Source organism: Sphingopyxis sp. H115, assembly GCF_001468465.1.
Taxonomy (GTDB): domain Bacteria; phylum Pseudomonadota; class Alphaproteobacteria; order Sphingomonadales; family Sphingomonadaceae; genus Sphingopyxis.
In genome coordinates, this window is record NZ_LNSA01000002.1 from 40,895 (window position 1) to 66,229 (window position 25,335).

The window sequence follows — 25,335 nt, forward strand, 5'->3', positions numbered from 1 at the left end:
CCGCGCGGCGTAGGATTTCGTTCATAATTAACGCGATGATAACCATCTGGGACTAGACGCGACCGGCAATTGCTGGAGACGTGCGTGCCCATTCCGGTGAAAAGTCTGATGATCAGCTGGCGAAGCATCGCATTGTCGGTGTTTCTCAGCCTTGTCGTGGGCTTTTCCGGCATCGGCATTCCGCTCGACCGGATTCTCGGCGCGGCGGCGGCGAATTTCGCCAGTCGTCCCGTTTCAGGCGATATCGTCGTTGTCGCGCTCGACGACCAAACTCTTACCGATTCGCCGAACGGCAGTTTTTCCATGACGCAATATGCGCGGGTCGTCGAAGCAATCGACGAAGCGGGCGCAAAGCGCCTGTTCGTCGATTTCTATTTCGACCGCCGCGAAAAGGACCGCGATTTTTCGCGTTTCACGACCGCCATTCGGCGGATGGGCGACCGCGCGGTGCTCGCTGTCGCGACAAAATCGGTGCCGGGAACGGGCCGCAACCGCTCGATCTTCCCCAGTCCGGCATTTGGCACGGCCGCAAAGCGGGCGAGCATCGCTTGGGACGACGAGTTTTGGCAGGTCTGGCGTTTGCCCAAGGCTTATGTCGCGGACGGGCAATTGCTGCCCAGCTTTGCGTCGTTGCTCGCCGGCAAGCCCGGCAATCGCGCGGAGCTATTTCACCTCGATTTTTCTTACGACACCGCGAGTATCAAACAATATAGCGCCAGCGACCTGCTCTCGGGATCAGTTGGCGCAAAGCAGCTGGCGGGCAAGGACGTGATCTTTGCGCCCACCGCCTCGACCTTTCAGGATGCCTACTATCTTCCCGGCAACAATCAGGTTCCCGGCGCCTATATCCATGTAATCGGCGGCGAAACGCTCAAACGTGGCAATCCGGTCGATATCGGCTGGTGGCCTGCACTTGTCTTCATCGCCGCATGGTTGGGAATTGCATTGCTACCCCCATTTCAGCGGTGGTTTTCCTGGGCGGCGCTTGCGGCGGTCGCGATACTTGTGATCGGCCAAGCTATTTTGTCTACGATGCTGGTCACCCTGTCGATTGCGCCTGCCTCCTTTTTCGCGGCGGCCGTCAGCGCGAATGTGTCGCGCAAACGCCGGCGCTTTTCGGCCCAGCGCGAGAATCCGCTTTCGGGCCTGCCCAATTTCGAAGCGCTCCGGTCGCAGCCCGCGTTCGGCAGCGCGACCGTGATCGCGGCGAAAGTCGTCAATTTCGAGGATCTCGCCGCCTTCATCCCCGGCGACGGGATCGGCAAGCTCGTCGAACAAGTCACCCGCCGCCTCCAGCTGGCTTCGCAGGGCACCACGCTCCACCACGATCTCGACGGCACCTTCGCCTGGCTCGTCCCCTATTATCAGCACAGCCAGATCGAGGGACAGCTGGCGGGCCTCGCCGCGCTGTTCAACGCGCCGCTGACGATCGGCGAGCTGCGCGTCGATGTCGCGATCGCCTTCGGGGTCAACGATGAATTCGAAGGCTCGAACGCGCAGCGCCTCGCCGCGGCGCTCGTCGCCGCCGAACGCGCGATCCGCACGCGGTCGCTGTGGACCAAATATACCTCGCGCCAGAAAGAGGATGCCGGCTGGCAGCTCTCCTTCCACTCGCAGCTTGAAGATGCGCTGACCGGCGGCGACATCTGGGTCGCCTTCCAGCCGCAATATCAGATCGCGACGCGGCAGCTCGTCGGGGTCGAGGCGCTTGCGCGCTGGACGCACCCGACGCGCGGACCGATCCCGCCCGACGAATTCATCGTGCAGGCCGAAAAGAGCCAGGACATCTATCGCCTCACGCTCTTCGTGATGGATCAGGCGATCCGGTCGGCGGCGCAGCTTCGCGACCGCGGCATGCCGATCAACATGTCGGTCAACCTGTCGGCGACGCTGCTCGATCACAGCGACCTCGTCGGCACGATCCGCGTCATGCTGACCGCGCATCACCTGCCGCCCGAGGCGCTGACGATCGAGATCACCGAAACCGCGCAGATCGAAAACAGCCGCCAGGCGCGCCAGACGCTCGCGCAGCTGCGCCGGACGGGCATCCGCCTGTCGATCGACGATTATGGCACCGGCCAGTCGAACCTCGAATATCTGACCGAGATCGAGGCCGACGAAATCAAGATCGACAAGCGATTCGTGATGACGATGCGCGATTCGCAGCGGAACCTCGAAGTCGTTAAATCGACGATCGATCTGGCGCACCGTCTCGGCGCCGTCGCGGTTGCAGAAGGCATCGAGGATGCCGAAACCATGACGCTGCTCGCCGACCTCGGCTGCGATGTCGGACAGGGTTATCATCTTGGAAAACCCCAACTGTTTTCCGAATTGACCGCGACCCTCACCGCGATTCCCCATAACCGCACCGCATAACTGCCAGATTGGCGGCAATTTTTATAGTTAAGACTCGATTTACCTTATTAATTAAGGTATATGCGCTGTTAACTGTTCCGTATGGGCAGTGCCAACAGGAGATCTGAAATGGGTTGGTTTTGGAAATTTCTGGGCGGCGCCGGCACGCAAAGCGGCGGCGGTCAAGCCTAACTCGGAAACGAATTGAAGGAGAGGGCTCCGGCATCGCCGGGGCCCTTTCTTTTTGTCCGCCGCGCGCCGACGGCCATCTGCGGGGGTCATCGGCCGAAGCTGCGCGACAGCGTTCATCGGCGCCCTGCCGCCGGCGTTCAGGCATTCAAAAAATATGGAGCCCACGCCGTGTGCGCCGCATCCCGTGCAAAGCCGCGGAAAGGCTGGCGCGGCGCCCGATCGCCCGGGCACCCGCCGCGACGAGACGAATCAAAATATCGACGAGTTGAGTCCCCGAACTGTCATTTACCGTCTTGCATCGTTGCGCCGACGTGGCACTATAGGTGGTGGGTCAGCCACGGGGGCACCCCAATAAATTGTATCAGGCCGTAAGTGGCGGATTTCCGTCGTCCATCGCACATGGGCGCGGAAAAACCCTTGCTGCGCCCAAAAAAAGTGCCCCGTGGACGGGTTTAGATGCTAGGATCGGGGCTTCGCCCTGAGTCGAACAAGACAGGAACAGAGCGCACGATGTGCGCGGTCAGATCGGGGGCGAATAAGATGGATTTTCGGGAAAGCGAACGGGTGGAGACGAGCGACGTGGCGACGGTGGAACTGACGAAAAATGACGCTCCGGCAGCTCCCGAATCGAAGGGCGAATCGATCGCAGACGCGAAGCCCGCGGCGAAGCTCAACGACGGCAGCGAGCCCAAGGTGCACGCGCGCCGCTTTGCCATCGTGACCGACGCGAGCCGCGACGCGCTGCTCACCGACTTCGGCAAGGAAACGCTGCAGGACCGCTATCTGCTGCCCGGCGAATCGTACCAGGACCTCTTCGCGCGCGTCGCCGACGCCTATGCCGACGATCAGGATCATGCGCAGCGCCTCTACGACTATATCTCGAAGCTGTGGTTCATGCCCGCGACCCCCGTTCTCTCGAACGGCGGCACCGGCCGCGGTCTGCCGATCAGCTGCTACCTCAATTCGGTCGACGACAGCCTTGAGGGCATCGTCGGCACGTGGAACGAGAATGTCTGGCTCGCGAGCCGCGGCGGCGGCATCGGCACCTATTGGGGCGCGGTGCGCGGCATCGGCGAACCCGTCGGCCTCAACGGCAAGACCAGCGGCATCATTCCCTTCGTCCGCGTGATGGACTCGCTCACTCTCGCGATTTCGCAGGGCTCGCTCCGCCGCGGTTCGGCCGCCTGCTATCTCGACATCTCGCACCCCGAGATCGAGGAGTTCCTCGAGGTCCGCAAACCCTCGGGCGACTTCAACCGCAAGGCTTTGAACCTCCACCACGGCGTCCTGATCACCGACGAGTTCATGGAAGCCGTCCGCGACGGCAAGGAATTCGACCTTCGTTCGCCGAAGGACCAGAGCGTCCGCGGCACCGTCGACGCGCGCTCGCTCTTCCAGAAGCTCGTCGAGACGCGCCTTGCGACGGGCGAGCCCTACATCATCTTCATCGACCAGGTGAACCGCATGATGCCCAAGCATCACCGCGACCTGGGGCTCAAGGTCACCACCTCGAACCTCTGCTCCGAAATCACCCTGCCGACCGGCCGCGACCATCTCGGCAACGATCGCACCGCGGTCTGCTGCCTCTCGTCGCTCAACCTCGAAACCTGGGACGAGTGGAACGGCGACAAGCGCTTCATCGAGGATGTCATGCGCATGCTCGACAACGTCCTGCAGGATTATATCGACCGCGCCCCGCCCGAAATGGCGCGCGCCAAATATAGCGCCAGCCGCGAACGCTCGGTCGGTCTCGGCGTCATGGGCTTCCACAGCTTCCTTCAGGCGCGCGGCCTGCCGTTCGAAGGCGCGATGGCAAAATCCTCGAACCTGCGCGTCTTCAAGCATATCCGCGCGCAGGTCGACGCCGCCTCGATGCTCCTCGCGAACGAGCGCGGCCCCTGCCCCGATGCCGCCGATCAGGGCGTGATGGAACGCTTCAGCTGCAAGATGGCGATCGCGCCGACCGCGTCGATCAGCATCATCTGCGGCGGCACCAGCGCGTGCATCGAGCCGATCCCGGCGAACATCTACACGCACAAGACGCTCTCGGGCAGCTTCTCGATCCGCAACCCGCATCTCGAAGCGCTGCTCGTCGACAAGGCGAAGAACAGCGACGCGATCTGGAACTCGATCCTCGAGCGCGGCGGCAGCGTCCAGCACCTCGACTTCCTGACGCAGGACGAAAAGGATGTGTTCAAGACCAGCTTCGAGATCGACCAGCGCTGGCTGCTCGAACTCGCCGCCGACCGCACGCCCTATATCGATCAGGCCGCGAGCCTGAACCTGTTCATCCCCGCCGACGTCGAGAAGTGGGACCTGCTCATGCTCCACTACCGCGCGTGGGAGCTCGGCATCAAATCGCTCTATTATCTCCGCTCGAAATCGGTGCAGCGCGCCGGCTTCGCGGGCGGGGTCGAAGCCGACAACACGTCGGAAGCCCCGAAATATGAGCTGCAGACCACCGATTATGACGAGTGCCTGGCTTGTCAGTAAAGAGCTTCTTCGCCGACGCTTTTGGGATCACGCAGCTGCGTGAAAGCCACAAAACGCTCGGCGGGGGAAAGTTCTGGACTCTGATGGGTGCGACACTGGCCTATATCGCCATTGGTTCTACGCTGAGCATAATGGCGGTCTGGCCCGGCAACTGCGACCATGAGGGTCGTCGGCTCACAGGGTTCTTTAAGCAATTCAACTGCAGCCCCGACCTGCTTTCCGGGGGCGCAGTCGAAATAGGTCTGTTTGTCTGGCTTTGGTCGCTTCCGACGATCGGTATCGTCGTGGTGGCATGGTCCTGGATCAATCATTTTCAGCGCAAACGCGCTTGAACGACGTAGTGGAGTAAGTAGATGCCCCTTCTAGAAGCCCGCAAAACCTACAAGCCCTTCGAATATCCCTGGGCGTTCGATTTCTGGAAGCGCCAGCAGCAGATCCACTGGGTGCCCGAGGAAGTGCCGCTGGGCGAGGATTGCCGCGACTGGGCGCAGAAGATCAGCGACCATGAACGCAACCTGCTCACGCAGATTTTCCGCTTCTTCACCCAGGCCGATATCGAGGTGCAGGATTGCTACCACGAAAAATATGGCAGCGTGTTCAAGCCGACCGAGATCAAGATGATGCTGACCGCGTTCAGCAACATGGAAACGGTGCATATCGCGGCGTACAGCCACCTGCTCGACACGATCGGCATGCCCGAAAGCGAATATGGCATGTTCCTCGAATATGACGAGATGCGCGCCAAGCACGACTATATGGGCACCTTCGGCGTCGAAACCGACGAGGATATCGCGCGCACCCTCGCGATGTTCGGCGGCTTTACCGAGGGGCTTCAGCTCTTCGCCAGCTTCGCGATGCTGATGAACTTCCCGCGCTTCAACAAGATGAAGGGCATGGGCCAGATCGTCAGCTGGTCGATCCGCGACGAAAGCCTGCACTGCGAAGGCATCATCAAGCTGTTCCACACCTTCACCAAGGAACGCGGCTGCCTGACCAAGGCGGTGAAGGAAGACATCATCGACACCTGCCAGAAAACGGTGCGGCTCGAGGATGCGTTCATCGACCTCGCGTTCGAACAGGGCCCCGTCCCCGGCATGACGCCCAAGGAGATCAAGCGCTACATCCGCTACATCGCCGACTGGCGCCTGGGCCAGCTCGGGTTCCAGCCGATCTACATGATCGACGAGCACCCGCTCCCCTGGCTCGCCCCGCTGCTGAACGGCGTCGAGCACGCCAACTTCTTCGAAACGCGCGCGACCGAATATTCGAAGGGCGCGACGCGCGGCGACTGGAACACCGTCTGGTCGAGCTTCGACAGCCGCAAGAAGGCCAAGACCAGCGACGACCCCGCCCCCGCGGCCGACGCCGAAAACGACGGCGAGGACATGTTCGCCAAAGCAGGGATTGCCGCGGAGTAAGACAAGCATAAACCCCTCCCGCGTGCGGGAGGGGGTGATCGGAGACCCGTGGCTCCGATCACGAGACTTACCAGCTTGCTCCCTAGTCGCCGCGGGGAGGGCCAGCAACGCCGCCACCCCCGCGCAACGCAAAAGAGCCAGAGGCCAAAATGACCGAAAAGAAAAAAGAAAAACTCCTGATCCTCAGCCAGCCGCAGCGCGCGACCCTCGAAGGCCTCTCGAACCGCCGCCCCCAGCTCCCGACCGACCCCGTCCGCGACGAACTCGTCACGCTGGGCCTCGTGGTCAAACAGGGCGCCAAATGGGCGCTGACCCCGACGGGCAAGAAAGTGCTGGCGGCGAGCTCGAACCGGCGGAATTCGGGCGGGTTTTCGGTTTGAAGGTTGTAGTTTTTCTGATCTAAATGATCGACAAATTCAGAATTCTATTAGTGAAGGCGGCGCCGCTTACACCAAACATCTTAGCAAATTTCTGAACCAAGGCATCGTCTTCTAGATCCAAAGTGGCAGGGCACACTTTTCTTACGAAGCGCTCTGGCATTAGTACACTAGCGGCAAATGCATTTGCCGAAATCTCGATATCGTCAAAACCTCCGGACGAAATATTATCTCGTCTGAGAACACCCTTGTCCACGTGTACGGTGTTCTTTAACATTCTCTCGTGCATAATATGATGCCCGAGCTCATGGGCTATAGTAAATCTCTGCCTATTATTGTGATGAAGAACATTATAGACGATATTCTTTTGGCCACCCTTAATGAATGCCATACCAGATAAATCGTCCTCTAATATCATCGCTTGCAGACGGCATCCCTCTGCCACCGCGATTTCCTTAATCGGTACTGGCAGCGTCAGACTGGGCCACCTGTCCATAACTTTGTGGGCGGCAGCCTCCCCCGATCGGCGCGCCTTAGAAATTTGCGCAAATGTCATATCAAGAATTTTCAACGATTTGAGCGATCGTCGCAGCCTCATTGCGAGACACAGTCGACCCAGAAATTTTCACCGCCTTGGCCTTCCCCTTCAGATCACCAGCAAGCGCGACGTTCAAAGGCAGAATATCTGATATCGTTTGCATCTTGAGCGCTTGGACGAGCTCGATCGCCTGATGCAACAGCACGCGCTGCCGCCCGGCCTCAATATTCGCAATTGATGCCCGGCTAAGGCCAACCAGATTCGCCAACTTTTGCTGGCTAATTTTACGCGCCAACCTTTCGTCCGCCACTCGCTTTCCGAACACGGAATAAAGATCTGCCTGTTCCACGGAATCTGGGAATAGAGTGTCAAGAGGGAGCATGTCAACCTGACCCATTAATGTTTGTGTTACAAACATATGATTGCATTATTGACAATTGGTCGAAGCGATATAGGATCCAATTGTCTCGATTCGGGGCGCAAATCGAAAAGGATTGAAGAATGAAGAATCCCGGAAGTAGCAGCGGCAAAAACGGCGGCATCTATCAAGAGGTCGGCCCGCGGGGCGGACGGTACGACAACTATTCGACCGTTCCGGACAATACCCGCCTTCCGCCGACAACCACGCCCGGACGCGGATGGACGCAGGTTCGCCGCACGCCCGACAGCAAGCGCTAAGGAGTGAGGAAATGGCGTCCTACTATGTCAACATGAACGCTCAATCGAACGGCGATCACGAGGTCCACAAGTCCGACTGTACGTGGCTTCCCTATCCGGAGAACCGTATCTATTTGGGCGAATTCGTTTCCTGCTACGGGGCAGTCGATGCTGCGCGAAAGCATTATACCCAAGTGAACGGTTGCTACTATTGTTCGCCCAACTGCCACACCGGCTGATGCGGTCAATCTTGGTCTAGCGGGATAACCTTTAGGATTCCCGCTAGACACGCACTTTGGGGCGTTACGGTCACAGTTTACTTGGCCCCCAATTGCCTTACGACGCATGATCCCGGATAAAGTCCGGGGTGACGAAGAGGTGGGGTGTCGATCAGGGAAACGCCTTGCCCCGGGACTACTTAACTGTATGATGCAAGCAATACAGTAAGGAAGTCCCGCCATGCCCTTCACCGTCCTCCTCCTCGCCGCCGCGCTCGGCGCCGCGCCGCCAGCCACCGGCACCCCCATGCCCACCGGCGAAGCCCTCACCGCGCGGATCGAGGCCAGTGACGCCCGCCTGTTCTGGGCTGCGTTCGAAGGCTGCGACGCAAAAGCGCTCCCCGACCTGCTCGCGCCCGATTTCCGCATGATCCACGACAAGGACGGCCTTGCCCTACCCAGCCGCGACGCGATGATCGCTGGTGTCGCAAAGAATTGCGCCAATCGCATGCCCGGCGGCGCCCATGCGGGGTACAGGAACCGCCGCCTGCTCGTCCCCGGATCGCACCGCGTCCGCGCGATGGGCGACTGGGGCGCGCTGGAGGAGGGCGCGCACGTCTTTTTCGAATGGAATGCCCGCGACGCGCGCTGGGACATGGTCGGCGGCGCGCATTATATGCACCTGTGGCAATGGATGCCCGCCGAAGCGCGCTTTCGCCTGTCGCAAAGCTACAGCTACGATCATGCCGGCGCCGCGCCCTATCCGCCCGCTTCCGCGCCCTGACCCCGAACCGGGCTCGCGCCCGCGCCGCACCCCCAAATCCTGTTTCGCGCGCCTCCCCCCAAAAAAAGCTTTCCTACACGTTCGCTTTATGTTCCAAACTGTCGGATGAGCCATATCGCCCCCATTGCCGCGCCCGACGCGGCCGCCGCCCTCCCCGCCGAAACCACCCCCGCGCTCGACGCGCACGGCCATGACCCTGCCGCTTACGACTGGGTGCCGGTGCTGAAAAAGCGCCGCAAGGACGGCTGGTCGCCCGACAGGCAGCGCGCCTTTATCGAGACGCTGGCCGACTGCGGGTCGGTCGTCACCGCGGCGCAGCGCGTCGGCATGTCCGAATCCTCCGCCTATCGCCTGCGCCGCTCGCCCGGCGCCGAGGCGTTCGACCGCGCCTGGTCGGCGGCGATCGACGCGGCGTCGAAGAAATTGCTCGACGCCGCCTTCGAACGCGCGCTCGTCGGCACCGACGAGCCGGTGTTCGACCGCGACGGCAACCGCGTCGGCCGCCGCCTGCGCCAGAGCGACCGGCTGCTGATGTTCCTGCTGCGCGCCTATGCGCCCGACCGGTTCGGCGAGCGCCCCGCGGCGCCCGCCCCCGCCGTCACCCCGGTTGCCGAGGCGCTCGTCCAGCTTCACCCCGCGCCGCCGCCCGCGCCCGCGGCGCTGATGGCGCCCGAGGATCTGGCGGTCGCACTCGAAGTCGCCGATCATTTCGACGGCCAGTTGCCGCGCTGGTACCGCGACGACGCGGCCGATGCCGTCGAGGAGCCCGCTGAAACGCCGCTCGCGCCGTCATCCGACAAGGCTGACCTTTGCTGAACTTTGGCAACAGCGCCGCGCCACGGGGCTGAACTTTGCTGAACTTTGCCGCCGCGAACGGGGCATCACCCTCAATTCATCACCGACCCCGCCGGAAACCCGCGCAGCCCCGCGACCGCGAACATCACCCCGCCGCGCACCGCCTCGGGCGAGTCCTCGAGCAGGTAGAGCTTCACCAGTTCGCGCGTCACCTCGCTGTCGTCGTCGACGACCAGCCGCAGCGACGCGATGCCGAGGTCGTTCTTCGAAATCACCACGTCGCGGATCAGCGGCAGCGGCCAGCTGTCCGACGCACCGCGATACAGCCGCGCGCCGTCGTGCCAGATAAACGCATCGCGCCGCCGCCACGCGCGAAAAAAGGCGGCAAAGCCGAGCAGCGCCGCCACGATCGCGGCGGTGACGAGCAGATTGCCGAACAGCAGCATGCGCAGCACGTCGCCCGCGCCGTCGCCCCACGCGCCGCGCGCCTGCCGCACGATCAGCGCCGTCGCGGCGAGCGCGCACAGCAATTGCCCCGCCAGCAGCGGCTTCGCCTTAAGCCGGCCGATCACGATCTGTCTGTTCCCCCCGCCTGTCATCGCGCGCCCTACATAGGAAGCGCCCCCGCCCCGCGCCAGTCCGCAGCGCCGACCGACCTGCTCGCCCCGCCCTTTGCCACCGCCCCCGCCTTGACACGCCGCACCGCGGCGCGCACCCATCGGCAGGGGAGAATAACCGCATGATATCGCGTCATTGCACCATCGTCGCGGCGATCGGCACTGTTTTCGCCGCGTCGGCCGGTGCGACGCAGGCGCCGCCCGCACCGCCGCCGCTGCCCGACCCCGTGACCGAACGGCATTTCAGCCCAGAGGGCCGGATTTCGATCGAAACCTATCGGCTCGATCCGGCGACCGCGCCGGTTCCGCCGCCGACGGTCGCGCAGCGCCGCTATCTGGCGCACCGGCTGGGCAAGCGGGCGGGCAAGCCGCTCGACGTCGTCGTCGCCTGCTGGATCAAACCATCGGGCGAGGTCGCCGACAATTGCGCGCCGGACAATTTACACGCCTATTCCCAATTCGACGTGTTCGCACTCGATTTCGCCCGCGTGCCCCGGCCGGTGTTCCCGGTCTTTCCCGAACTCACCGACCGCCGGCCCCAACCCCGCCGCGTCGAATATCGCTACCATTACGACGGCGCGCCGCTCGCGCCGATCGACTGGAACCGCGGGCCGCTCGTCGACCGGCAGCAGATCGCGCCGATCGCGCGCACCGACTGGGTCGAATATCCGATCCGTGCGATGGCGGCGCGCAAGGAGGCAAAGGTCGTGGTCGAATGCCAGGTGCAGGACGACCGATCGGTCGTCTGCCGCACACTCGACGTCGTACCGGCCGAGAATATGTCCCATTTTTCGGATGCCGGCGAATATCAATATATTGCGCGGCGCGCGCCCGCGACGCTCGCGGACGGCCGCAACAGCGCCGGTGCGCGCGCGCGCTTCGAACTCGACTTCCGCCTGCCCGACTGACCGGGCCCGAACGTCACCGGGGAGACCGCTGCATGTCCAGCCATCGTATCATCGCCGCCGCGCTCGCCGTCGCTGCGCTTGCACCGTCTGCCGCCGCGACCTCGATCTACACCCCGCCCCCGCACAACGCCGATCGTGCGTGCGGGGCACTTGCGGGCCTGCTTGCGCGGCTCGCGACCGCCGAACGCCGCGAACTCACCGACCTCCTGCTCGGCATGCGAGTGACGACCGACGCACTCGGGCGCGTTCAGGGGGCCGAGTGGGACGCGCTGCTCGCGGAGCTGCGCACGCACAATGGCAAGCCGGACAAGCGGCCGATGCGGCTGACCGCGCTGCACCGCATCGACGACCGCGACCGCAAGAACGCCGCACTTTACGTGGCGATGGTCGAGCGCGAACGTTGGGAGCTGCATCGCTATGCAGGCGACGACGGCATGCTGATGCCGATCTATGAACCCCACCCGCATTATGAAACCGCGCCGGGCTTCTGGATAGTCGTCTTCAGCGGCAACCAGGTCGTCAGCCTGCGCGAAGCAGGCGAACTCTATATGACGGGCCTGGGCAAGGCGACCGACTGCCGGGGCGCCGTCGACCCCGAGGAGCCCGTCGCCGTCACCGTGCCCCGAAGGGACTAACCGGGCCGTGCGCGCGGCAAGCCGGTGCCGCACCTGCTTCATCCTTGCTATAGTGCAAGCGAAAGGAGAAAGCCCATGCAGGCCGTAACCGAAGGCGACCGCCGTAAGGAGGTGCGCACCCTCCTCGACCAGATCCAGGCGCATCCCGAACGCGACTGGACCGCGGCGCGCCAGCGCCTCGCGACGCTCAACAAGCTGATCGCGGGGCCCGCGCGCCAAAACCCGCACTAGGCGCACCGGCACCGGCCGCTCGTCGCGCGCGCGCCGCCGTCCGCCGCAAGCGCCCGCGGGCAGAGGCAACAAGCGGGCAGATCGCCGGTTTCTCCTTGGCGGCATCGAACCGATGCCAGACGATGGAGACCGACATGCGCAAAGCCCCAGCTCCCGCTCTCGGCGCGCTCGCGCTCGCCCTTTTGGCGGCGCCCGCGCTGGCCCAGCCCGCTCCCGACCCCGCCGCCGGTCCCGCGCAACGCACCGACGCCGCCGGCCAAGCCGCCGATGCCGCCAACCTCACGCTTGCGACGCGCGAACAGGTGCGCCCCGGCGCGCAGATCCATTCGACCGACGGCCAGAGCGTCGGCACCGTCCAGAGCATCGACGGCGACACCGCCATCGTCGTACGCGACGGCGCGCTCTACAATATCCCGCTCGCTGCCATCTACCATGGCGCGGTCGGCTCGTCGCATGGCCTCGTCACCAAATTGTCGAGCGCAGAGATCGAGGCGCGCACCGCCGCCGCAGCCGAATAGCGCCGCGCACGAACAGCGGCGGCGACCCCTTGCAGCAAGGGAGGTTGCCACGCTCGGGGAGCCGGGTGCACCCGGCTCCCCTCAGCAGACCGTATCGCATCAGCGATCGGGGAGGGAGCCGGGATACCGGCTCCCTTTCGCCGTTCAGCCGATGATGTCGAGCCGGGCAAGAAAATGGCCCGCCCCCCCAAAAAAAAGGGAGCGGGCCAGTTTCGTTGCCGGCACGCCGGATTACGCCGCCAGCCCTCCGGTATTGCGTTATTCGGCCTCTTCGAACAGGTCGATCGCATTAGCTGCATTGGCCGACAGCCGGACGGTGTCGCCCTCGACCGCGGCAACGAGGCCGGCGGGCAGGTAATGATGCTTGCCGTCGACGCTGTCGGATTTGGTCAGCTTGATACGCTCGCCGTCGAGATGGTCGACGGTCCCGATATGGACGCCGTCGGCGCCGATGACATTCATATCTTCCTTGATCGCGCTATGGTCATGCTCTGCCATCGTCAGTCTCCTTGCGCTCCGGGTGGGGGAGCCTCGCCACCATACGCGCGAAGTTCGAGTCGGCTCCATAGCCATGGACGAAGCGCCCCAGACTCGCGCCCGCTTTCCATTCACGCCCGGTCGCGTTATCCTTCGCCGATGCGCCGCTTGTTCGCCATCATCGGCCTTACCCTTCTTGCCGCGCCGCTTCCAGCCCTGGGCTGCTCGGTTGCCCCAGGTTATCGGGTGCCGACGAATTTGGAGCTTGTCGAGAGCGCCGACCTGATTCTGCTCGGCACCGTAACCGCGGGCGATCCAGCCCCTGAAAGCAGCAGGGAACCGACGATCGCGGTCGAGCCCGTCGAAGCGCTCAAGGGCGTCATGCCTCCCGGCCCCATTGCCCTCGACGGGGTGATCGCGACCGGCGCCGAAACGCTGCCCAGCAATCCCTACGAACTCGAAGAAGCGCATCCGCAGAGCTTTGCCGGGGCGTGCATCCGTTACCTGTTTCCGCGCGGGTCGCGCGTGCTCTTCTTCCTCGACCGGCAGGATGGCGGCTGGCGCGCGGCGGGCGGCCCGTTCAGCCGCTGGGCCGAAGATGTGCTGACCGACGACGCGCCCTGGTTGCGGCTCGTACGCTTTTACGTCGACATCGCCGAGCTGCCCGAAGCCGAACGTGCCGCTGCGCTCGCCGGGCGCCGCGAAGAACTCGCCGCGCTTGGCGACGATCCCGTCGCGCAGCTGGTCGCCGCGGACATCGACCGCCAGCTTGCGGGGCCGAACCCGCCGCTGCGCGGCGAGCTGCCGCCGGCGCCCGACCCGGCGGACGCCGAGAGCGCCGAAGAGACGGATATCGAAAGCGAGGACGGCGAACCCAGCTAGGGCGAGCGCCCTAGGACGAGCCAGCGCACCAGGGGCGCCGTCGGCCCTCCCACGACCGCGCCAGCCCTTCTCCGATGAGCAGCAATCCGACGCTGTCGCCGTCGCGCGTGACGATCCGCAACTTGCGCCCATAACGATCGCTGTCGCGTCCGGCGCTTTCGAGGCTGAAGGCGCCCTCGTTAAGCCATTGCTGCAATCGCTCGGTCGCCGCGCCGCCCAGCGCCGCCTCCTCGGCGCAGCGCGCGGGATGGGTTTCGGGGGTGTCGATGTCCGCGATCCGGTATTTTTCGCCCGCGAACCAGAAGGTGTCGCCATCGACGACGCAATTGCTGCCGCCGCCACTGTGGCAAAAGGTGAAATGAGCCGACAATTCGTCGTGCATTGCCCTGCCGGACGCCGCGCCTTCCTCAGAAGCGAACAGCGCTGCGACGGGTGCCACCACGGCATCGGCCTCCTCTGGAAACCGCTGGAAAATCGACACCGCCGCAACGAACGCAACCATCATCGCCGGCGCCAGCCACGGATTAGCGCGCACGGACCGCTGCCGCACGATCGGGTTTCGGCGGCGCACCGCGCGTCGCTCTCTGTGATGGAAATCGGGGCCGGACATATCCCGACCCTAGCGAGTGGGGCTTAGCAAAACCCCAACGAGGCGGCTCCGCAATGGCGGGCAAGACCCGACAAACGCGTTCGCTCCGGCGCCGTTTCAGATCCTATGTCGACCAGTCAGGGCGCGCCGCGCGGTTCGTCGTCGTCGACCCCGCCCGGGCCCAGTTCGTCCTCCTCGTCATCGTCGCTGCGCTCGCCGCGATAAGCGTCCATGTCGATCCGGCCCGATCGTTCCATCTGGCGCATATGATCGACCAGATCCTGCACATCGTCGCTCGCGCCGGCGCTCGGCTTCTTGGCACTATCCTCGAGGCGCGTCTCGCGCCGTGCCGCCTCGGCGACGCTCTGCGCCTGCGCGCCCTCGTCATCCTGCTCGCGGTTGCGGGCCTCGGGGGCATCTGCTGCGGGGGGTATGCGGGGATCGTCGATCATGTCCGGTTCCTTTTAGGGATGGCCGGAAAACGCACAGCTCCGTCGTGCCGTTCCTCAGACGGTCGCGGCGAGCACCTTATTCTCGATCACGCGGATGAGCGCCTCCGGATCCTGCGCGCCGGGAATCAGCATCCGGCCGCCCAGAATGAAAGCGGGCACGCCGGTGATATTCTGGTCGGCCCAATAGGCTTCCTCGGTGCGCACCATTTCGCCGAATTCACCCGACGCAAGGATCGCCACGGCGCGGTCCCGGTCGAGCCCGACCGATGCGGCGGCATCGGCTAGTACGTTATGGTCGCCGACATCGCGATTGTCGGTAAAATGAGCGGCGAACAGCGCCAGCTTCAATGCCGTCTGTACTCCAGTCGGCCCCTTCTGTTCGGGGTCTTCCATCGCCGCCGCCCAGGTCAGCAGGCGATGCGCGTCGAAACTGTTGCGCATGCGGAAATCGGGCCCGCGGTTGAAGGCAAAGCCCAACTCGGCCGCAATGCTCGCGAGACGCTCCGTATTGGCGCGGCTCTGCTCGGCGCTGATGCCATATTTACGCATGACATGGCTGGCGGCAGCCTCGCCCTCCACCGGCATATCGGGATTGAGCTCGAATGGATGCCACTGGACGCGAAAATCCAGTCGCCCGGCGAAATGATCGATGACCTTGCGGAATTTCAGCCAGCCGATGATGCACCAGGGACACATCACGTCGGACACGATATCGACGCTCAAGCGCGGCACGCGCGGTTCAGTCAAAGCCGATCTCCTGCCGGCGCGGCGCGGCGCGCTCAATCGGCTGCGCGGCGATCCTTGCCTGTTCGCCGGTCGCCCTTGCGACGATCCGGCCCCTTATAATCGGGATCATCGGCCTTGCGGCGGTCGCCCGCGCGCCGGTCCGAACGCCCCCTCTTGTCCTCATCGTCCGCCATAGGCTTCCTCCCACCCAAAGGAAAATGGAAGCGACCCGGCGCCCAGTAACTCATATAATGATCAAAAAGACAAGCAACGGTCCGAATCCGCCGATTGTTGGGCATCGGCTTGAGGTTCGGGGCGGAATTCCCGGCACCGGTTCTCGCCGGGGTTTACATCGCTATCGGCCACGTCCGGCCGAAAATTGTCAATCTGCCGAATTAAAGGCCTGCATTGGCCGTTCCATCGACCGCAGCCACCGGCGCCGGTCGCGACAGCACCCACCAGCCGCCGATCAGCAGCAGCACCGACAAGGCCTCGACGATCATGGCCTGCACGATCCCCGAATTGACCGGATCGCCGCTCGCGGCGCCGAACAGCCGCCCGGCCAGCGCCGTGCCGTAAAGCGCCGCGGGCACCAGCAATGCGCGTACCCACGCCGGGACCAGTGCGCCGAGCGCCGCCGCGCCCGCCGAGACGAGAAAGAAGGACGACAGATCGGCGCGCAGCGTGTTGATCGCGACCCCGCTGATCGTGAAACCGAAGGTCTCGGTATAGCTCGCGGGATCGATCAACCCGCGCGCGCCGACGATGCCAAAAAATGCCGCCCACAGCAGGACGGCGCCGCGCAAGACCATATGGACCATCATTTTTCTCCCTGTTTGCCGCAAGCTGCGGCATCGGGGAAGAAAGTTCAATCTCTTCCGCGTCAAATGCCGGAGGAAGCGAACGTCTCTTCGATCCAGCCGCCGCCGAGTACGCGCGAATTGTCGGCAGCATCGTACAGCACCGCCGCCTGTCCCGGCGCGACGCCATATTCGGCTTCGGCAAAGATCAGCCGGTCGCCCGCGATCGTCGCCGGCACAGGCTTCGCCATGCTGCGCACCTTCGCCAGCACGTCGCGCCCCTCGACATCGGCGAGCAAGTTCGCCTCTCCCATCCGCGCGCCCGACACGGCAAGCGCCCGTCGTGGTCCGACGATCACTTCCTTCTTCTCAGCATCGAGCCGCACCACATAAAGCGGCTCGGCCTGACCGCCGATCTCGATCCCGCGGCGCTGCCCGACCGTATAATGGATCAGCCCCCTGTGCGCGCCGAGCACCGTGCCGTCGACATGGACGATCGCGCCCTGGTCGTCGGCTTCGGGCCGCAGCTTCCTGACCAGCGTCGCATAGTCGCCGTCTGGCACGAAACAAATGTCCTGGCTGTCGGGCTTGCTAGCGACGCCCAGCCCCAAGTCGCGGGCGATCTCGCGTACCACGCTCTTTTCGAGACCGCCCAATGGGAAGCGCAGGAAGTCGAGCTGGTCCTGCGTCGTCGCGAAGAGGAAATAGCTCTGGTCGCGCGCCGGATCGACCGCGCGGTGCAGTTCGGCGCCCGCCGGGCCCATCATGCGCCGGACATAATGGCCGGTCGCGAGGCAGTCGGCGCCAAGTTCCTTTGCAAGGCGAAACAGGTCGGTGAACTTCACCCCCATATTGCACCGCACGCACGGAATCGGCGTCCGTCCGCTGAGATATTCGTCGGCAAACTGGTCGATCACCGTGTCGCGGAACCGGCTTTCATGGTCATAGACATGATGCGCGAAGCCCAGCCGGTCAGCGACCGCGCGCGCGTCGCGGATATCCTGTCCCGCGCAACAGGCGCCGACGCGCTTAGCCTTCGCGCCATGATCGTAGAGTTGCAGCGTCACGCCGATGACCTCGGCGCCCGATCGCGCGGCAAGCGCGGCGACGACGCTCGAGTCGACTCCGCCCGACATCGCGACGACGATTCGCCGGTCCTTCAGCGGCATAGGCAGCTGAAAATCGGCCTGGGCAAGCCCGGCGGGCGAGAAAATCGTATCGATCATGGTCGGCGCCATCTAGGGATGCAGGCCCCAAAATACCAGCTTTTCCGCCACGCGCGTCAAGATATTGACGGGGGTTAAGCTTCGCTAACAGGGACTGAAACGGGCATTTACGGGACCTTAGGCCCTCTGCGCTAGACCGGCATCATGAATGTTGCCCCGTCAGAATTTCCGCGCCTGCCTGGTGCCGCCAGAGTGTCGAAGCCCGACTTCGACATCATCATGGCCGTGTCCGGGGCGCGTCAGGCGATGCTGCCGACCGCGCGGCTGGTGCGCGCGCAGGCGTTGCGCGAATCGCACGACGCAGCGCTTAACGCGCTGCGTCAAATTCTGGGCGGAGCGCGCCGGACGGCGGAACAAAAAGCGGCGCGCGCCGTTCGCTTCCTCGACCTGTCGGACGAGGTGAACGCCCTGCCGGAAACTATGAATGACCTGTTTACCAGAGGGCTTCAGTCGATGTTGAATCCCTCCGGCCTAAAGCAAAAAACGTCGGAACCACCCCCCTCCGACGATGCAAATATGGAATGACTATGATCGAGAATCAGAAAATCCGGCCCGCACAGGTCATCGGCCCCTTGGGTGAACCGCTGACGCTGGACACCTTGCCGCCCGCATCGACGACCCGCTGGGTCGTTCGCCGCAAGGCAGAGGTTGTTGCGGCCGTCAACGGCGGGCTCCTGTCCGTCGACGAAGCGTGCGAACGCTATGGGCTGACCCTCGAGGAATTTGCCGGCTGGCAGCGGTCGATCGACCGCAGCGGCATGCCCGGACTGCGCGTGACGCGCATCCAGCATTATCGCGACCTCTACGAGCGCCAACAGCGCTTCTGAGCCGCGGGACCGGACCAGAATGAGAGAGGGCGCCTCGGGCGCCCTCTTTTTTTTGCCTCGAGCAGCGGGCGGCGTCAGAAACCCAAAGAAGATGCGCGTTCTTTCAACAGGATGACGTTTTCTTTGCAACCCTCCTGTTCACCCCGCGTTAAGCGGCTGAGTCAACTTTTGGAGAGAACTCGACATGCGCAAGATGATTATCGCCCTCACCGCCGCCTCGGCCCTCTCGCTCGGCGCCTGCCAGAGCCCGGCCGCCGACAAGGTTGAGGACCAGGCCGAAGCCCAAGCCGAAGCGATCGACGATCAGGCTGACGCGATGCCCGAAGGCGCCGCCAAGGAAGCGATGGAAGACAAGGCCGACAAGGTCGAGGAAATGGGCGAGGAAAAGGCCAACGCGATGGACGACAATGGCGAGATCGCCCCGTCCGAAACCGGCGTCGGCGACACGCAGACGAAATAATCCCTCTTCGGGGTTGCCAGAGGGCGCCGGAGCTTGGCTTCGGCGCCCTTTTTGCATGTCCGGAACGGTCGCCGTGCTGTGACCCGCGTCACCGCTGCCCCGCGCCACGCGCGCTAATCCCGGCCGCGGGGCGGCGAGGCAACCCTTGCCCCCTCACCTTCCCGCCGCCGTCTGCGACCCGCGGCGGCGGGGAGGACCAGGCCGTTCGTCAGGCGCCGAGCTGTGCCAAGACGTCCCGGACGCCGCGCTGGGCGGGGTCGGCGCGCAGCGCGGTGAGCGCTGCCGCGACGTCGACCGCATATTCGGCAACACCCGCGCTCTCGCCCTTCCACCGGGCGTCGAGCGCATGGACGAGCGCGATCGCGGCGCGATTTTCGGACAGGGTGTGGACGTCGAGTTCGGTCAGTCCCTCGGCGAGGCATTGGACGAACAGCGCCGCAGTCATCATCCGCGCCAGCCCCTTGCCGTGGAAGGCATCGAGCACCGCGACCGAATATTCGCCGACGCGGCTCTCGCCGTTCGGGCCGCCGCGATTGCGCACCGCATGCACCGCGCCGATCGCGGGCCAGCCCGGACATTCGCTGCAGATCGCGCCCCAGGCGATATGGTCGTGCCCGTCGACGTCGACCAGCCGCTCGATCACCGCATCGGGCAGCATCGGCGCCGGCGAGAAAAAGCGCAGGTAGCGCGACTCGGAGGACAGCTTTGCGATCCCGTCGCGCAGCAGCGCCTCGTCGTCGGGAGTGATCGTGCGCAGGCATACCTGCGTCCCGTCGTTCAGCGCGCTGTGCACCGCGATATCGCCCAGCCGCCCGGCCGCTGCCTGCTGCGCGGGCACCCCCGCCTGCCTGTCCGTCGTCCCGGTCATCGCGGCCTCCTGCGGCTCGCAGGATAGGCAAGACCGACGACGCTGGCAATTCGCGCCGTCGCCGACCTAGCGCATCAAGCCGGTCAGGCGTCGTCGCCCATGCGAAGCGCGGCGATGAAGGCTTCCTGCGGAATGTTGACGTTGCCATATTCGCGCATCCGCTTCTTGCCCTCTTTCTGCTTTTCGAGGAGCTTTTTCTTGCGGGTCGCGTCGCCGCCATAGCATTTGGCGGTCACGTCCTTGCGCAGCGCGGCGATGGTTTCGCGCGCGATCACCTTGCCGCCGATCGCCGCCTGGATCGGGATCTTGAACATGTGGCGCGGGATCAGGTCCTTCAGCCGCTCGCACATGCCGCGGCCGCGGCTTTCGGCCGATCCGCGGTGGACAATCATCGACAGCGCATCGACCGGCTCGTTGTTGACGAGGATGCTCATCTTGACGAGGTCGCCGGGGCGGTGGCCGATCTGGTGATAGTCGAACGACGCATAGCCGCGGCTGATGCTTTTCAGCCGGTCGTAGAAGTCGAACACGACTTCGTTGAGCGGCAGTTCATAGGTGATCTGCGCGCGGCCGCCCACATAGGTCAGGTTCTTCTGCACCCCGCGGCGGTCCTGGCACAGCTTCAGGATCGGGCCGAGATAATCGTCGGGGACATAGATCACCGCCTCGATCCACGGCTCCTCGATCTCGTCGATGCGGTTCGGGTCGGGCATGTCGGCGGGGTTGTGAAGCTCGATCTCCTTCGCCGCCTCATTCTTGGTGTGGCTGAGCTTCAGCTTGTAGACCACCGACGGCGCGGTGGTGATGAGGTCGAGGTCATATTCGCGCGTCAGCCGCTCCTGGATGATCTCGAGGTGGAGCAGGCCGAGGAAGCCGCAGCGGAAGCCGAAGCCGAGCGCGGCCGAGCTTTCCATCTCGAACGAGAAGCTCGCGTCGTTCAAACGCAGCTTCTGGATCGACTCGCGCAATTTCTCGAAGTCGTTGGCGTCGGTCGGGAAGAGGCCGCAGAAGACGACCGGCTGGACTTCCTTGAACCCCGGCAGCGGCGCCGCGGCGGGCTTTTTCGCGTCGGTCACCGTGTCGCCGACGCGCGCCTGCGCGACGTCCTTGATCTGCGCGGTGATGAAGCCGATCTCGCCGGGGCCGATCTCGGTCAGTTCCTCGCGCTTGGGCGTGAAACAGCCGACGCGGTCGATCAGGTGGGTGGTGCCCGCCTGCATGAACTTGATCTGCTGACCTTTTTTCAACACGCCGTCGATCACGCGGACGAGGATGACGACGCCGAGATAGGGATCGTACCAGCTGTCGACGAGCATCGCGACGAGCGGCGCCGCGGCGTCGCCCTTCGGCGGCGGGATCTTCGTCACGATCGCCTCGAGGCATTCCTCGATGCCGATCCCCGATTTAGCCGACGCGAGCACCGCGTCGTCGGCGGGGAGGCCGATGATATCCTCGATCTCGGCCTTCACCTTGTCGACGTCGGCGGCGGGCAGGTCGATCTTGTTGATCACCGGCACGATTTCATGGTCGTGCTCGATCGACTGATAGACGTTCGCGAGCGTCTGCGCCTCGACCCCCTGCGCCGCATCGACGACGAGCAACGCGCCCTCGCACGCGGCGAGGCTGCGCGACACTTCATAGGCGAAGTCGACGTGCCCCGGCGTGTCCATGAGATTCAGCTCATAGGTTTCGCCGTCCTTCGCGGTATATTTGAGCCGCACCGTCTGCGCCTTGATCGTGATCCCGCGCTCTTTCTCGATATCCATATTATCAAGGACTTGCGCCGACATTTCGCGCGCTGTCAGCCCGCCGGTGAACTGGATCAGCCGGTCGGCGAGCGTCGACTTGCCATGGTCGATGTGCGCGATGATCGAAAAATTGCGGATATGGGACAAGGGCGTGGTCATGCGCGGCGCCCTAGCAGGGGTTTGCGGCGCTGTCAGCAGGGAGTGGACGGCGCGGCGCCGCGGGCGTCGCTTTCGGCCAAAAGTCAGTAAAGGTCAGCCCAACATGCGTCTGTTTTGACCCCCGATCGCCAATGAGGCGCGCGGCAGGCGGAAGTTGTCAAGCTTGCCACCGCATCGACACCGGAAACAAGGGGTTGACGGCCAGCCATGGGCGGAAAGTCACCAATGTCGCCCAGCGCGGCGGCGGCAGGAAAGATCGCAAAAAATCGCGCGCGGCCGCGATGTTTGGCGCGCGATGAAGCAGCGGTTCGGACAAGTCAAAGAGCCAGACCCCGAGGCTGGCATGGCGGAATAATGTAGGAAAGGGGTTTTTCGCGGTGTGGCCGAAGATTTTGCGCCGGATTATACGTAAAACCGTCAGGAAATTTCGAGGAATGACCTTAGCTTCGCTTCCAAATCTGATCCCAATGTCTCACACTCCCACAATGTAAGCACCGACCAACCGGTGCCTACTAATGCCCTTTCGTTTCGGATGTCCCGTTCCCGCGTTTTTTCAAACTTTCGCGACCAAAACCCGCTGTTGCTTGAAGGTCGACGGACGATTGGACAGGTTAGGTCGCCGTGTTGATGCCAAAAGCAACCATGTACAAAAATTGCTTTTTTCCGCCCAATCAATGCAATGTCAGGACGCCCCGGCAAATCGTTCCGGTGCAACCGATAACCAATGCCCAGCCGTCTTAGCACCCGCCTTACTGCAATCTCCGGCCTAGTATCCTTTCCTTTCGACCCGCGCATGATCCGAGATCGCTTTTCGGGCGAAACAAAATCAATCAAGGGACGCCCTACAAACCAGCATACTTCAATAACTCATCGAAATGCTTGGCTACAGCTTCCGCAAGCTTAACGGGAACCGCGTTTCCAATTTGAGTGTACTTTGGCACCTCTCGTTCAAAGTTCCCCTCGCGTGGATTACCGGCACGTCGCAAGCCACCTGTCGTTCGCTTGCCCTTAAAGACATAGGTGTCAGGAAATGTTTGTAGACGCGCCCACTCTCGCACCGTCAATGATCGGGGTTGCTGGTAGTGCACATAGTCATCAGCCAGCGAGCAGGCGGTGATTGTCGGCCCGTGATTGCTCCAACGACGAGGCAACACACGCTGAGCGAACTTCTTTGTTTGGAACTCCGGCGGAATTCGGCCCCCATTAGCGATCATTGCAGCGAACTTCTGCACAACGTGCAATGAGTGCTTGCTATATTCCTGCTCCTGCAATGGCGCCCGAGCTTGGGCTAGCTCGCCAGGGCGGAAATATTGTTGCCATTTCCCGATGGCCGGTCGGGGATAAGCGCTCGTAGAAAAATTCCCGCCAAATTCCTGATCGTGCAAACTTTTAAGAATCGTAGAATCTTCCAGATCAGAGAAGATATCCTCAAGGTGAGGTGCAATTTCGCCATGAGGCGGCAACATTCCACACGCGACGGCATCTTCCTCATGCGCAGCAAGCGAAAGCCGAGAACCCATCTTGTCTACAATGTCAGAACGAATGCCAACTATTAAGACACGCGGTCGATTTTGAGGGACGCCATAGTCCTTCGCGTGAACCAATTTCCAGCGCACGACATACCCGTGCTCAAGACCGAGGCGCTTAAAACGTCCATAGACGTCACGCCAAATCTCTCCCTTTGTTCCTTCGGCGGTCCATCGAGAGGACAACAGACCTCTAACATTTTCAAAAAGAAATATTCGTGGCCGTATTTGCTCGATTACGAAAGCCATTCGTTCGTAAAGTCGATTTGACGGCAGTTCGGCCTTGTCCACAGAATATGAGCGCCGATGCCCGATGCCCGAATAACCTTGACATGGCGGTCCGCCAGCCAGCACGTCCAAATTGCTGCTTCCCCCAAAATTCAAACCCAGGTTCAAACCTTCTAGGCGCAGCTTGAGGGCCGAAATTCTATCGCCGTCCAGTTCATGAATATCGGCCGAATGCAGATCGGTTCGCTGATTAAAAGGTATTCCAGCGATGAGATGGTCGCGGTTCGCAAGATATGTTGATCGCGCATCTGCGTTCAATTCATTCACGAAAACAGGGGTGAACCCAGCTTGCTCAAATCCGAGCGACAACCCGCCACACCCCGCAAACAGGTCGATCATCGGCCGGTGCACCTTGACGATCGCCTCGACGGGGCTTTCATCGATCCTTAATGCGGGAGTTCGCTCAAGCAGCATACATCGTCTCCAGAAGGGAGTTTCTTTCTGTCATAGACTGAGAACAAATCAAGCCCATCCTAGGGCACTGAAATGGAAATTGATCCATTCTTGATTTGGTTGTCGATATGACCCCGAATGCCACCATCGAACGCCGACTTGAACACTCGCTTGAAGATTTCCGAAAGGCTTTCCGCGACACCAGCCTGACTCGAACGACCCCAATAGTTCCCGCCAGAAAGCGATTCCACGCGGCGAACAGCCATCGAATTTGGCTTTATCGGTTTTGACTGAGTTGGCACCGTCACAAACGAGTAGGTAAAATCTGCCAAATCATCCAAATCAACGCCCGAGACGCCAATCCTTACGCTATGCTTCTTCACGCCTCTAAACTGGTAAATCATGTCCCAAAGCATTGGAATCTGCGCGTTATCGTTCCAATTAGTCTTACATTGTATATTGTGAAGAGAAATATCTGATATATTATTTTCAATAAAAGAATTCAATATAGATGTATCATAAACATCAGATATATCTCGAATTTTTTGTGGAAATATTATTCCCGAAAGATCTGATTCGGTATTTGTCGGCACATTTTTATAAGTCACAGTCATGGCATCCGACAGAGTTTTTGGGATCAAACTTTTGCTTTGCTTCACCACGACAGCTCGGGATCCGGTCATCACGAGATTCAGATACCAGCAAACCAGGCCTTCCCACGCGGCTCCGCCGCCCGAAAGTGACCCCTGATCGCGCCCAGCGCCGCCCGTCATCTTGAAAACGTCACTTAGATGATCCCCAAGTTCGTAAACCTTGCCTGCATCAGTCAGGTTGTCGGTCAATTCTGCAATCGCAGGCCTCCATGTCCGCCAAGAAGTCGAAAAACTCGACATGGCAAAAACGGAATTCATTGCTCTCGCCCTTAGGTCTTCGATCATGCGCACTCCATGCCCCTTAATGCAGCGGAACCATAGACGAGTTCACCAAGGTAATCGAGGCCTCAGAACGTCAGCGACGCGATACGAATAGATCGAGGGCGCCAAGCGTGTGCTTCCGATATCCCTTCTCAGACGCCGGGTGCCCAAAGGTACGCCACTCTGGACAGGCGGCGTGAAGGGTCATGCTTAATCCTGTGGCATGACGTCGGCGGTGCTATGGATCCCAGATCAAGTTCGGGA

Annotated in this window: 32 protein-coding genes; 16 read left to right on the forward strand and 16 right to left on the reverse strand. The window is 62.5% G+C overall.

The window, feature by feature from the left end; all coding sequences use genetic code 11:
- Positions 1-108: 108 nt before the first annotated feature.
- The 5 genes from ATE71_RS01850 to ATE71_RS01870 all read left to right on the forward strand — a co-directional run bounded on the left by ATE71_RS01850 (position 109) and on the right by ATE71_RS01870 (position 6,838).
- Positions 109-2,376, forward strand: coding sequence for an EAL domain-containing protein (locus ATE71_RS01850; protein ID WP_235587866.1), 2,268 nt, complete (start codon positions 109-111; stop codon positions 2,374-2,376).
- 711 nt (positions 2,377-3,087) lie between these two features.
- A complete protein-coding gene (locus ATE71_RS01855; protein WP_058801702.1) occupies positions 3,088-5,040 on the forward strand; it encodes a ribonucleoside-diphosphate reductase subunit alpha in 1,953 nt (650 codons plus the stop codon).
- A complete protein-coding gene (locus ATE71_RS01860; protein WP_058801703.1) occupies positions 5,031-5,372 on the forward strand; it encodes a hypothetical protein in 342 nt (113 codons plus the stop codon). Before ATE71_RS01855 ends, ATE71_RS01860 begins: the two co-directional genes overlap by 10 nt.
- A 21-nt stretch (positions 5,373-5,393) precedes the next feature.
- Complete coding sequence (locus ATE71_RS01865) at positions 5,394-6,458, forward strand: ribonucleotide-diphosphate reductase subunit beta (protein ID WP_058801704.1); 1,065 nt, start codon at positions 5,394-5,396, stop codon at positions 6,456-6,458.
- Positions 6,459-6,607: 149 nt separating this feature from the next.
- Positions 6,608-6,838 carry a hypothetical protein gene (locus tag ATE71_RS01870; RefSeq protein ID WP_037554869.1) on the forward strand — a complete coding sequence of 77 codons (231 nt, stop codon included), beginning with the start codon at positions 6,608-6,610 and terminating at the stop codon, positions 6,836-6,838.
- 19 nt (positions 6,839-6,857) lie between these two features.
- Here ATE71_RS01870 and ATE71_RS01875 read toward each other — a convergent pair whose 3' ends face one another.
- On the reverse strand, positions 6,858-7,406 hold the full coding sequence (locus ATE71_RS01875) for an ImmA/IrrE family metallo-endopeptidase (protein ID WP_160327993.1): 549 nt from the start codon (positions 7,404-7,406) through the stop codon (positions 6,858-6,860).
- Positions 7,393-7,722 carry a helix-turn-helix transcriptional regulator gene (locus tag ATE71_RS01880; RefSeq protein ID WP_201022906.1) on the reverse strand — a complete coding sequence of 110 codons (330 nt, stop codon included), beginning with the start codon at positions 7,720-7,722 and terminating at the stop codon, positions 7,393-7,395. The genes ATE71_RS01875 and ATE71_RS01880 overlap by 14 nt, the downstream gene beginning before the upstream one ends.
- Positions 7,723-7,874: 152 nt before the next feature.
- Between ATE71_RS01880 and ATE71_RS22670 the strand changes: the two genes are divergently transcribed.
- The 3 genes from ATE71_RS22670 (at position 7,875) to ATE71_RS01890 (ending at position 9,848) form a co-directional block, all read left to right on the forward strand.
- Entirely contained in the window at positions 7,875-8,051 is a 177-nt protein-coding gene (locus ATE71_RS22670) for a YjzC family protein (RefSeq protein ID WP_201022907.1), read from the forward strand.
- A gap of 438 nt (positions 8,052-8,489) precedes the next feature.
- A complete protein-coding gene (locus ATE71_RS01885) occupies positions 8,490-9,032 on the forward strand; it encodes a DUF4440 domain-containing protein (protein ID WP_058801707.1) in 543 nt (180 codons plus the stop codon).
- A 105-nt stretch (positions 9,033-9,137) separates the two neighbouring features.
- Positions 9,138-9,848 (forward strand): hypothetical protein, encoded by a 711-nt coding sequence (locus ATE71_RS01890; RefSeq protein WP_058801708.1) that lies wholly within the window; start codon positions 9,138-9,140, stop codon positions 9,846-9,848.
- 71 nt (positions 9,849-9,919) lie between these two features.
- Here ATE71_RS01890 and ATE71_RS01895 read toward each other — a convergent pair whose 3' ends face one another.
- Positions 9,920-10,399, reverse strand: a complete 480-nt coding sequence (locus tag ATE71_RS01895; protein WP_058801938.1) for a hypothetical protein — start codon at positions 10,397-10,399, stop codon at positions 9,920-9,922.
- 167 nt (positions 10,400-10,566) lie between these two features.
- Between ATE71_RS01895 and ATE71_RS01900 the strand changes: the two genes are divergently transcribed.
- The 4 genes from ATE71_RS01900 to ATE71_RS01910 all read left to right on the forward strand — a co-directional run bounded on the left by ATE71_RS01900 (position 10,567) and on the right by ATE71_RS01910 (position 12,736).
- Entirely contained in the window at positions 10,567-11,352 is a 786-nt protein-coding gene (locus ATE71_RS01900; RefSeq protein WP_058801709.1) for a hypothetical protein, read from the forward strand.
- 32 nt (positions 11,353-11,384) lie between these two features.
- Positions 11,385-11,987, forward strand: coding sequence for a hypothetical protein (locus tag ATE71_RS01905; RefSeq protein ID WP_058801710.1), 603 nt, complete (start codon positions 11,385-11,387; stop codon positions 11,985-11,987).
- 75 nt (positions 11,988-12,062) lie between these two features.
- Positions 12,063-12,218, forward strand: a complete 156-nt coding sequence (locus ATE71_RS22675) for a hypothetical protein (protein WP_201022908.1) — start codon at positions 12,063-12,065, stop codon at positions 12,216-12,218.
- A 134-nt stretch (positions 12,219-12,352) separates the two neighbouring features.
- On the forward strand, positions 12,353-12,736 hold the full coding sequence (locus ATE71_RS01910) for a hypothetical protein (protein WP_152998600.1): 384 nt from the start codon (positions 12,353-12,355) through the stop codon (positions 12,734-12,736).
- Positions 12,737-12,994: 258 nt separating this feature from the next.
- Here the strand turns inward: ATE71_RS01910 and ATE71_RS01915 are convergent, their stop codons facing one another.
- Positions 12,995-13,234 carry a DUF2171 domain-containing protein gene (locus ATE71_RS01915; protein ID WP_058801712.1) on the reverse strand — a complete coding sequence of 80 codons (240 nt, stop codon included), beginning with the start codon at positions 13,232-13,234 and terminating at the stop codon, positions 12,995-12,997.
- A 138-nt stretch (positions 13,235-13,372) separates the two neighbouring features.
- On the opposite strand from ATE71_RS01915, the gene ATE71_RS01920 reads away from it, so the two are divergent.
- The gene (locus ATE71_RS01920) at positions 13,373-14,095 is read left to right on the forward strand and encodes a hypothetical protein (protein ID WP_058801713.1); all 723 of its coding nucleotides are present in this window, start codon (positions 13,373-13,375) and stop codon (positions 14,093-14,095) included.
- A gap of 10 nt (positions 14,096-14,105) precedes the next feature.
- Here ATE71_RS01920 and ATE71_RS01925 read toward each other — a convergent pair whose 3' ends face one another.
- From ATE71_RS01925 to mnmA, 6 genes are all read right to left on the reverse strand, one after another.
- Positions 14,106-14,600 carry a thermonuclease family protein gene (locus ATE71_RS01925; protein ID WP_201022909.1) on the reverse strand — a complete coding sequence of 165 codons (495 nt, stop codon included), beginning with the start codon at positions 14,598-14,600 and terminating at the stop codon, positions 14,106-14,108.
- Between the two features lie 221 nt (positions 14,601-14,821).
- On the reverse strand, positions 14,822-15,136 hold the full coding sequence (locus tag ATE71_RS01930) for a hypothetical protein (RefSeq protein ID WP_058801714.1): 315 nt from the start codon (positions 15,134-15,136) through the stop codon (positions 14,822-14,824).
- A gap of 54 nt (positions 15,137-15,190) precedes the next feature.
- Positions 15,191-15,883, reverse strand: a complete 693-nt coding sequence (locus ATE71_RS01935) for a DsbA family oxidoreductase (RefSeq protein ID WP_058801715.1) — start codon at positions 15,881-15,883, stop codon at positions 15,191-15,193.
- 32 nt (positions 15,884-15,915) lie between these two features.
- Entirely contained in the window at positions 15,916-16,056 is a 141-nt protein-coding gene (locus tag ATE71_RS22680; protein WP_201022910.1) for a hypothetical protein, read from the reverse strand.
- A gap of 201 nt (positions 16,057-16,257) precedes the next feature.
- The gene (locus ATE71_RS01940; RefSeq protein WP_235587867.1) at positions 16,258-16,686 is read right to left on the reverse strand and encodes a hypothetical protein; all 429 of its coding nucleotides are present in this window, start codon (positions 16,684-16,686) and stop codon (positions 16,258-16,260) included.
- A gap of 59 nt (positions 16,687-16,745) precedes the next feature.
- Positions 16,746-17,888: a tRNA 2-thiouridine(34) synthase MnmA gene (mnmA, locus tag ATE71_RS01945; protein WP_235587868.1), complete on the reverse strand. Its 1,143-nt coding sequence runs from the start codon at positions 17,886-17,888 to the stop codon at positions 16,746-16,748.
- A gap of 192 nt (positions 17,889-18,080) precedes the next feature.
- Between mnmA and ATE71_RS01950 the strand changes: the two genes are divergently transcribed.
- The 3 genes from ATE71_RS01950 to ATE71_RS01960 all read left to right on the forward strand — a co-directional run bounded on the left by ATE71_RS01950 (position 18,081) and on the right by ATE71_RS01960 (position 19,175).
- Positions 18,081-18,413 (forward strand): hypothetical protein, encoded by a 333-nt coding sequence (locus ATE71_RS01950; RefSeq protein ID WP_058801717.1) that lies wholly within the window; start codon positions 18,081-18,083, stop codon positions 18,411-18,413.
- A 2-nt stretch (positions 18,414-18,415) separates the two neighbouring features.
- The gene (locus ATE71_RS01955; RefSeq protein ID WP_058801718.1) at positions 18,416-18,715 is read left to right on the forward strand and encodes a DUF1153 domain-containing protein; all 300 of its coding nucleotides are present in this window, start codon (positions 18,416-18,418) and stop codon (positions 18,713-18,715) included.
- 184 nt (positions 18,716-18,899) lie between these two features.
- Positions 18,900-19,175 carry a hypothetical protein gene (locus tag ATE71_RS01960; protein WP_058801719.1) on the forward strand — a complete coding sequence of 92 codons (276 nt, stop codon included), beginning with the start codon at positions 18,900-18,902 and terminating at the stop codon, positions 19,173-19,175.
- Positions 19,176-19,383: 208 nt separating this feature from the next.
- Here the strand turns inward: ATE71_RS01960 and ATE71_RS01965 are convergent, their stop codons facing one another.
- The 6 genes from ATE71_RS01965 to ATE71_RS21955 all read right to left on the reverse strand — a co-directional run bounded on the left by ATE71_RS01965 (position 19,384) and on the right by ATE71_RS21955 (position 25,095).
- Entirely contained in the window at positions 19,384-20,043 is a 660-nt protein-coding gene (locus ATE71_RS01965) for a GNAT family N-acetyltransferase (RefSeq protein WP_058801720.1), read from the reverse strand.
- Positions 20,044-20,126: 83 nt separating this feature from the next.
- Complete coding sequence (gene lepA, locus ATE71_RS01970) at positions 20,127-21,950, reverse strand: translation elongation factor 4 (protein WP_058801721.1); 1,824 nt, start codon at positions 21,948-21,950, stop codon at positions 20,127-20,129.
- Positions 21,951-22,107: 157 nt separating this feature from the next.
- Positions 22,108-22,266, reverse strand: coding sequence for a hypothetical protein (locus tag ATE71_RS22370; RefSeq protein WP_160327994.1), 159 nt, complete (start codon positions 22,264-22,266; stop codon positions 22,108-22,110).
- A 101-nt stretch (positions 22,267-22,367) separates the two neighbouring features.
- The gene (locus ATE71_RS21560; protein ID WP_082665029.1) at positions 22,368-22,784 is read right to left on the reverse strand and encodes a very short patch repair endonuclease; all 417 of its coding nucleotides are present in this window, start codon (positions 22,782-22,784) and stop codon (positions 22,368-22,370) included.
- Between the two features lie 8 nt (positions 22,785-22,792).
- Positions 22,793-24,178 (reverse strand): DNA cytosine methyltransferase, encoded by a 1,386-nt coding sequence (locus ATE71_RS21565; protein ID WP_201022912.1) that lies wholly within the window; start codon positions 24,176-24,178, stop codon positions 22,793-22,795.
- Between the two features lie 59 nt (positions 24,179-24,237).
- The gene (locus ATE71_RS21955) at positions 24,238-25,095 is read right to left on the reverse strand and encodes a hypothetical protein (RefSeq protein ID WP_152998602.1); all 858 of its coding nucleotides are present in this window, start codon (positions 25,093-25,095) and stop codon (positions 24,238-24,240) included.
- Positions 25,096-25,335: the final 240 nt, after the last annotated feature.

What these genes read in the sequence shown, in the direction of transcription:
- ATE71_RS01870 (WP_037554869.1), top strand. Translation starts at nt 6,608, where the DNA reads ATGACCGAAAAGAAAAAAGAAAAACTCCTGATCCTCAGCCAGCCGCAG.
- mnmA (WP_235587868.1), bottom strand. Translation starts at nt 17,888, where the DNA reads ATGATCGATACGATTTTCTCGCCCGCCGGGCTTGCCCAGGCCGATTTT.
- ATE71_RS01930 (WP_058801714.1), bottom strand. Translation starts at nt 15,136, where the DNA reads ATGATCGACGATCCCCGCATACCCCCCGCAGCAGATGCCCCCGAGGCC.
- ATE71_RS01910 (WP_152998600.1), top strand. Translation starts at nt 12,353, where the DNA reads ATGCGCAAAGCCCCAGCTCCCGCTCTCGGCGCGCTCGCGCTCGCCCTT.
- ATE71_RS01865 (WP_058801704.1), top strand. Translation starts at nt 5,394, where the DNA reads ATGCCCCTTCTAGAAGCCCGCAAAACCTACAAGCCCTTCGAATATCCC.
- ATE71_RS01925 (WP_201022909.1), bottom strand. Translation starts at nt 14,600, where the DNA reads ATGATGGTTGCGTTCGTTGCGGCGGTGTCGATTTTCCAGCGGTTTCCA.
- ATE71_RS01915 (WP_058801712.1), bottom strand. Translation starts at nt 13,234, where the DNA reads ATGGCAGAGCATGACCATAGCGCGATCAAGGAAGATATGAATGTCATC.
- ATE71_RS01905 (WP_058801710.1), top strand. Translation starts at nt 11,385, where the DNA reads ATGTCCAGCCATCGTATCATCGCCGCCGCGCTCGCCGTCGCTGCGCTT.
- ATE71_RS21565 (WP_201022912.1), bottom strand. Translation starts at nt 24,178, where the DNA reads ATGCTGCTTGAGCGAACTCCCGCATTAAGGATCGATGAAAGCCCCGTC.
- ATE71_RS01900 (WP_058801709.1), top strand. Translation starts at nt 10,567, where the DNA reads ATGATATCGCGTCATTGCACCATCGTCGCGGCGATCGGCACTGTTTTC.
- ATE71_RS21955 (WP_152998602.1), bottom strand. Translation starts at nt 25,095, where the DNA reads ATGATCGAAGACCTAAGGGCGAGAGCAATGAATTCCGTTTTTGCCATG.
- ATE71_RS22675 (WP_201022908.1), top strand. Translation starts at nt 12,063, where the DNA reads ATGCAGGCCGTAACCGAAGGCGACCGCCGTAAGGAGGTGCGCACCCTC.
- ATE71_RS01890 (WP_058801708.1), top strand. Translation starts at nt 9,138, where the DNA reads ATGAGCCATATCGCCCCCATTGCCGCGCCCGACGCGGCCGCCGCCCTC.
- ATE71_RS22680 (WP_201022910.1), bottom strand. Translation starts at nt 16,056, where the DNA reads ATGGCGGACGATGAGGACAAGAGGGGGCGTTCGGACCGGCGCGCGGGC.
- ATE71_RS01960 (WP_058801719.1), top strand. Translation starts at nt 18,900, where the DNA reads ATGCGCAAGATGATTATCGCCCTCACCGCCGCCTCGGCCCTCTCGCTC.
- lepA (WP_058801721.1), bottom strand. Translation starts at nt 21,950, where the DNA reads ATGACCACGCCCTTGTCCCATATCCGCAATTTTTCGATCATCGCGCAC.
- ATE71_RS22670 (WP_201022907.1), top strand. Translation starts at nt 7,875, where the DNA reads ATGAAGAATCCCGGAAGTAGCAGCGGCAAAAACGGCGGCATCTATCAA.
- ATE71_RS01965 (WP_058801720.1), bottom strand. Translation starts at nt 20,043, where the DNA reads ATGACCGGGACGACGGACAGGCAGGCGGGGGTGCCCGCGCAGCAGGCA.
- ATE71_RS01955 (WP_058801718.1), top strand. Translation starts at nt 18,416, where the DNA reads ATGATCGAGAATCAGAAAATCCGGCCCGCACAGGTCATCGGCCCCTTG.
- ATE71_RS01855 (WP_058801702.1), top strand. Translation starts at nt 3,088, where the DNA reads ATGGATTTTCGGGAAAGCGAACGGGTGGAGACGAGCGACGTGGCGACG.
- ATE71_RS01940 (WP_235587867.1), bottom strand. Translation starts at nt 16,686, where the DNA reads ATGATGGTCCATATGGTCTTGCGCGGCGCCGTCCTGCTGTGGGCGGCA.
- ATE71_RS01885 (WP_058801707.1), top strand. Translation starts at nt 8,490, where the DNA reads ATGCCCTTCACCGTCCTCCTCCTCGCCGCCGCGCTCGGCGCCGCGCCG.
- ATE71_RS01920 (WP_058801713.1), top strand. Translation starts at nt 13,373, where the DNA reads ATGCGCCGCTTGTTCGCCATCATCGGCCTTACCCTTCTTGCCGCGCCG.
- ATE71_RS01850 (WP_235587866.1), top strand. Translation starts at nt 109, where the DNA reads ATGATCAGCTGGCGAAGCATCGCATTGTCGGTGTTTCTCAGCCTTGTC.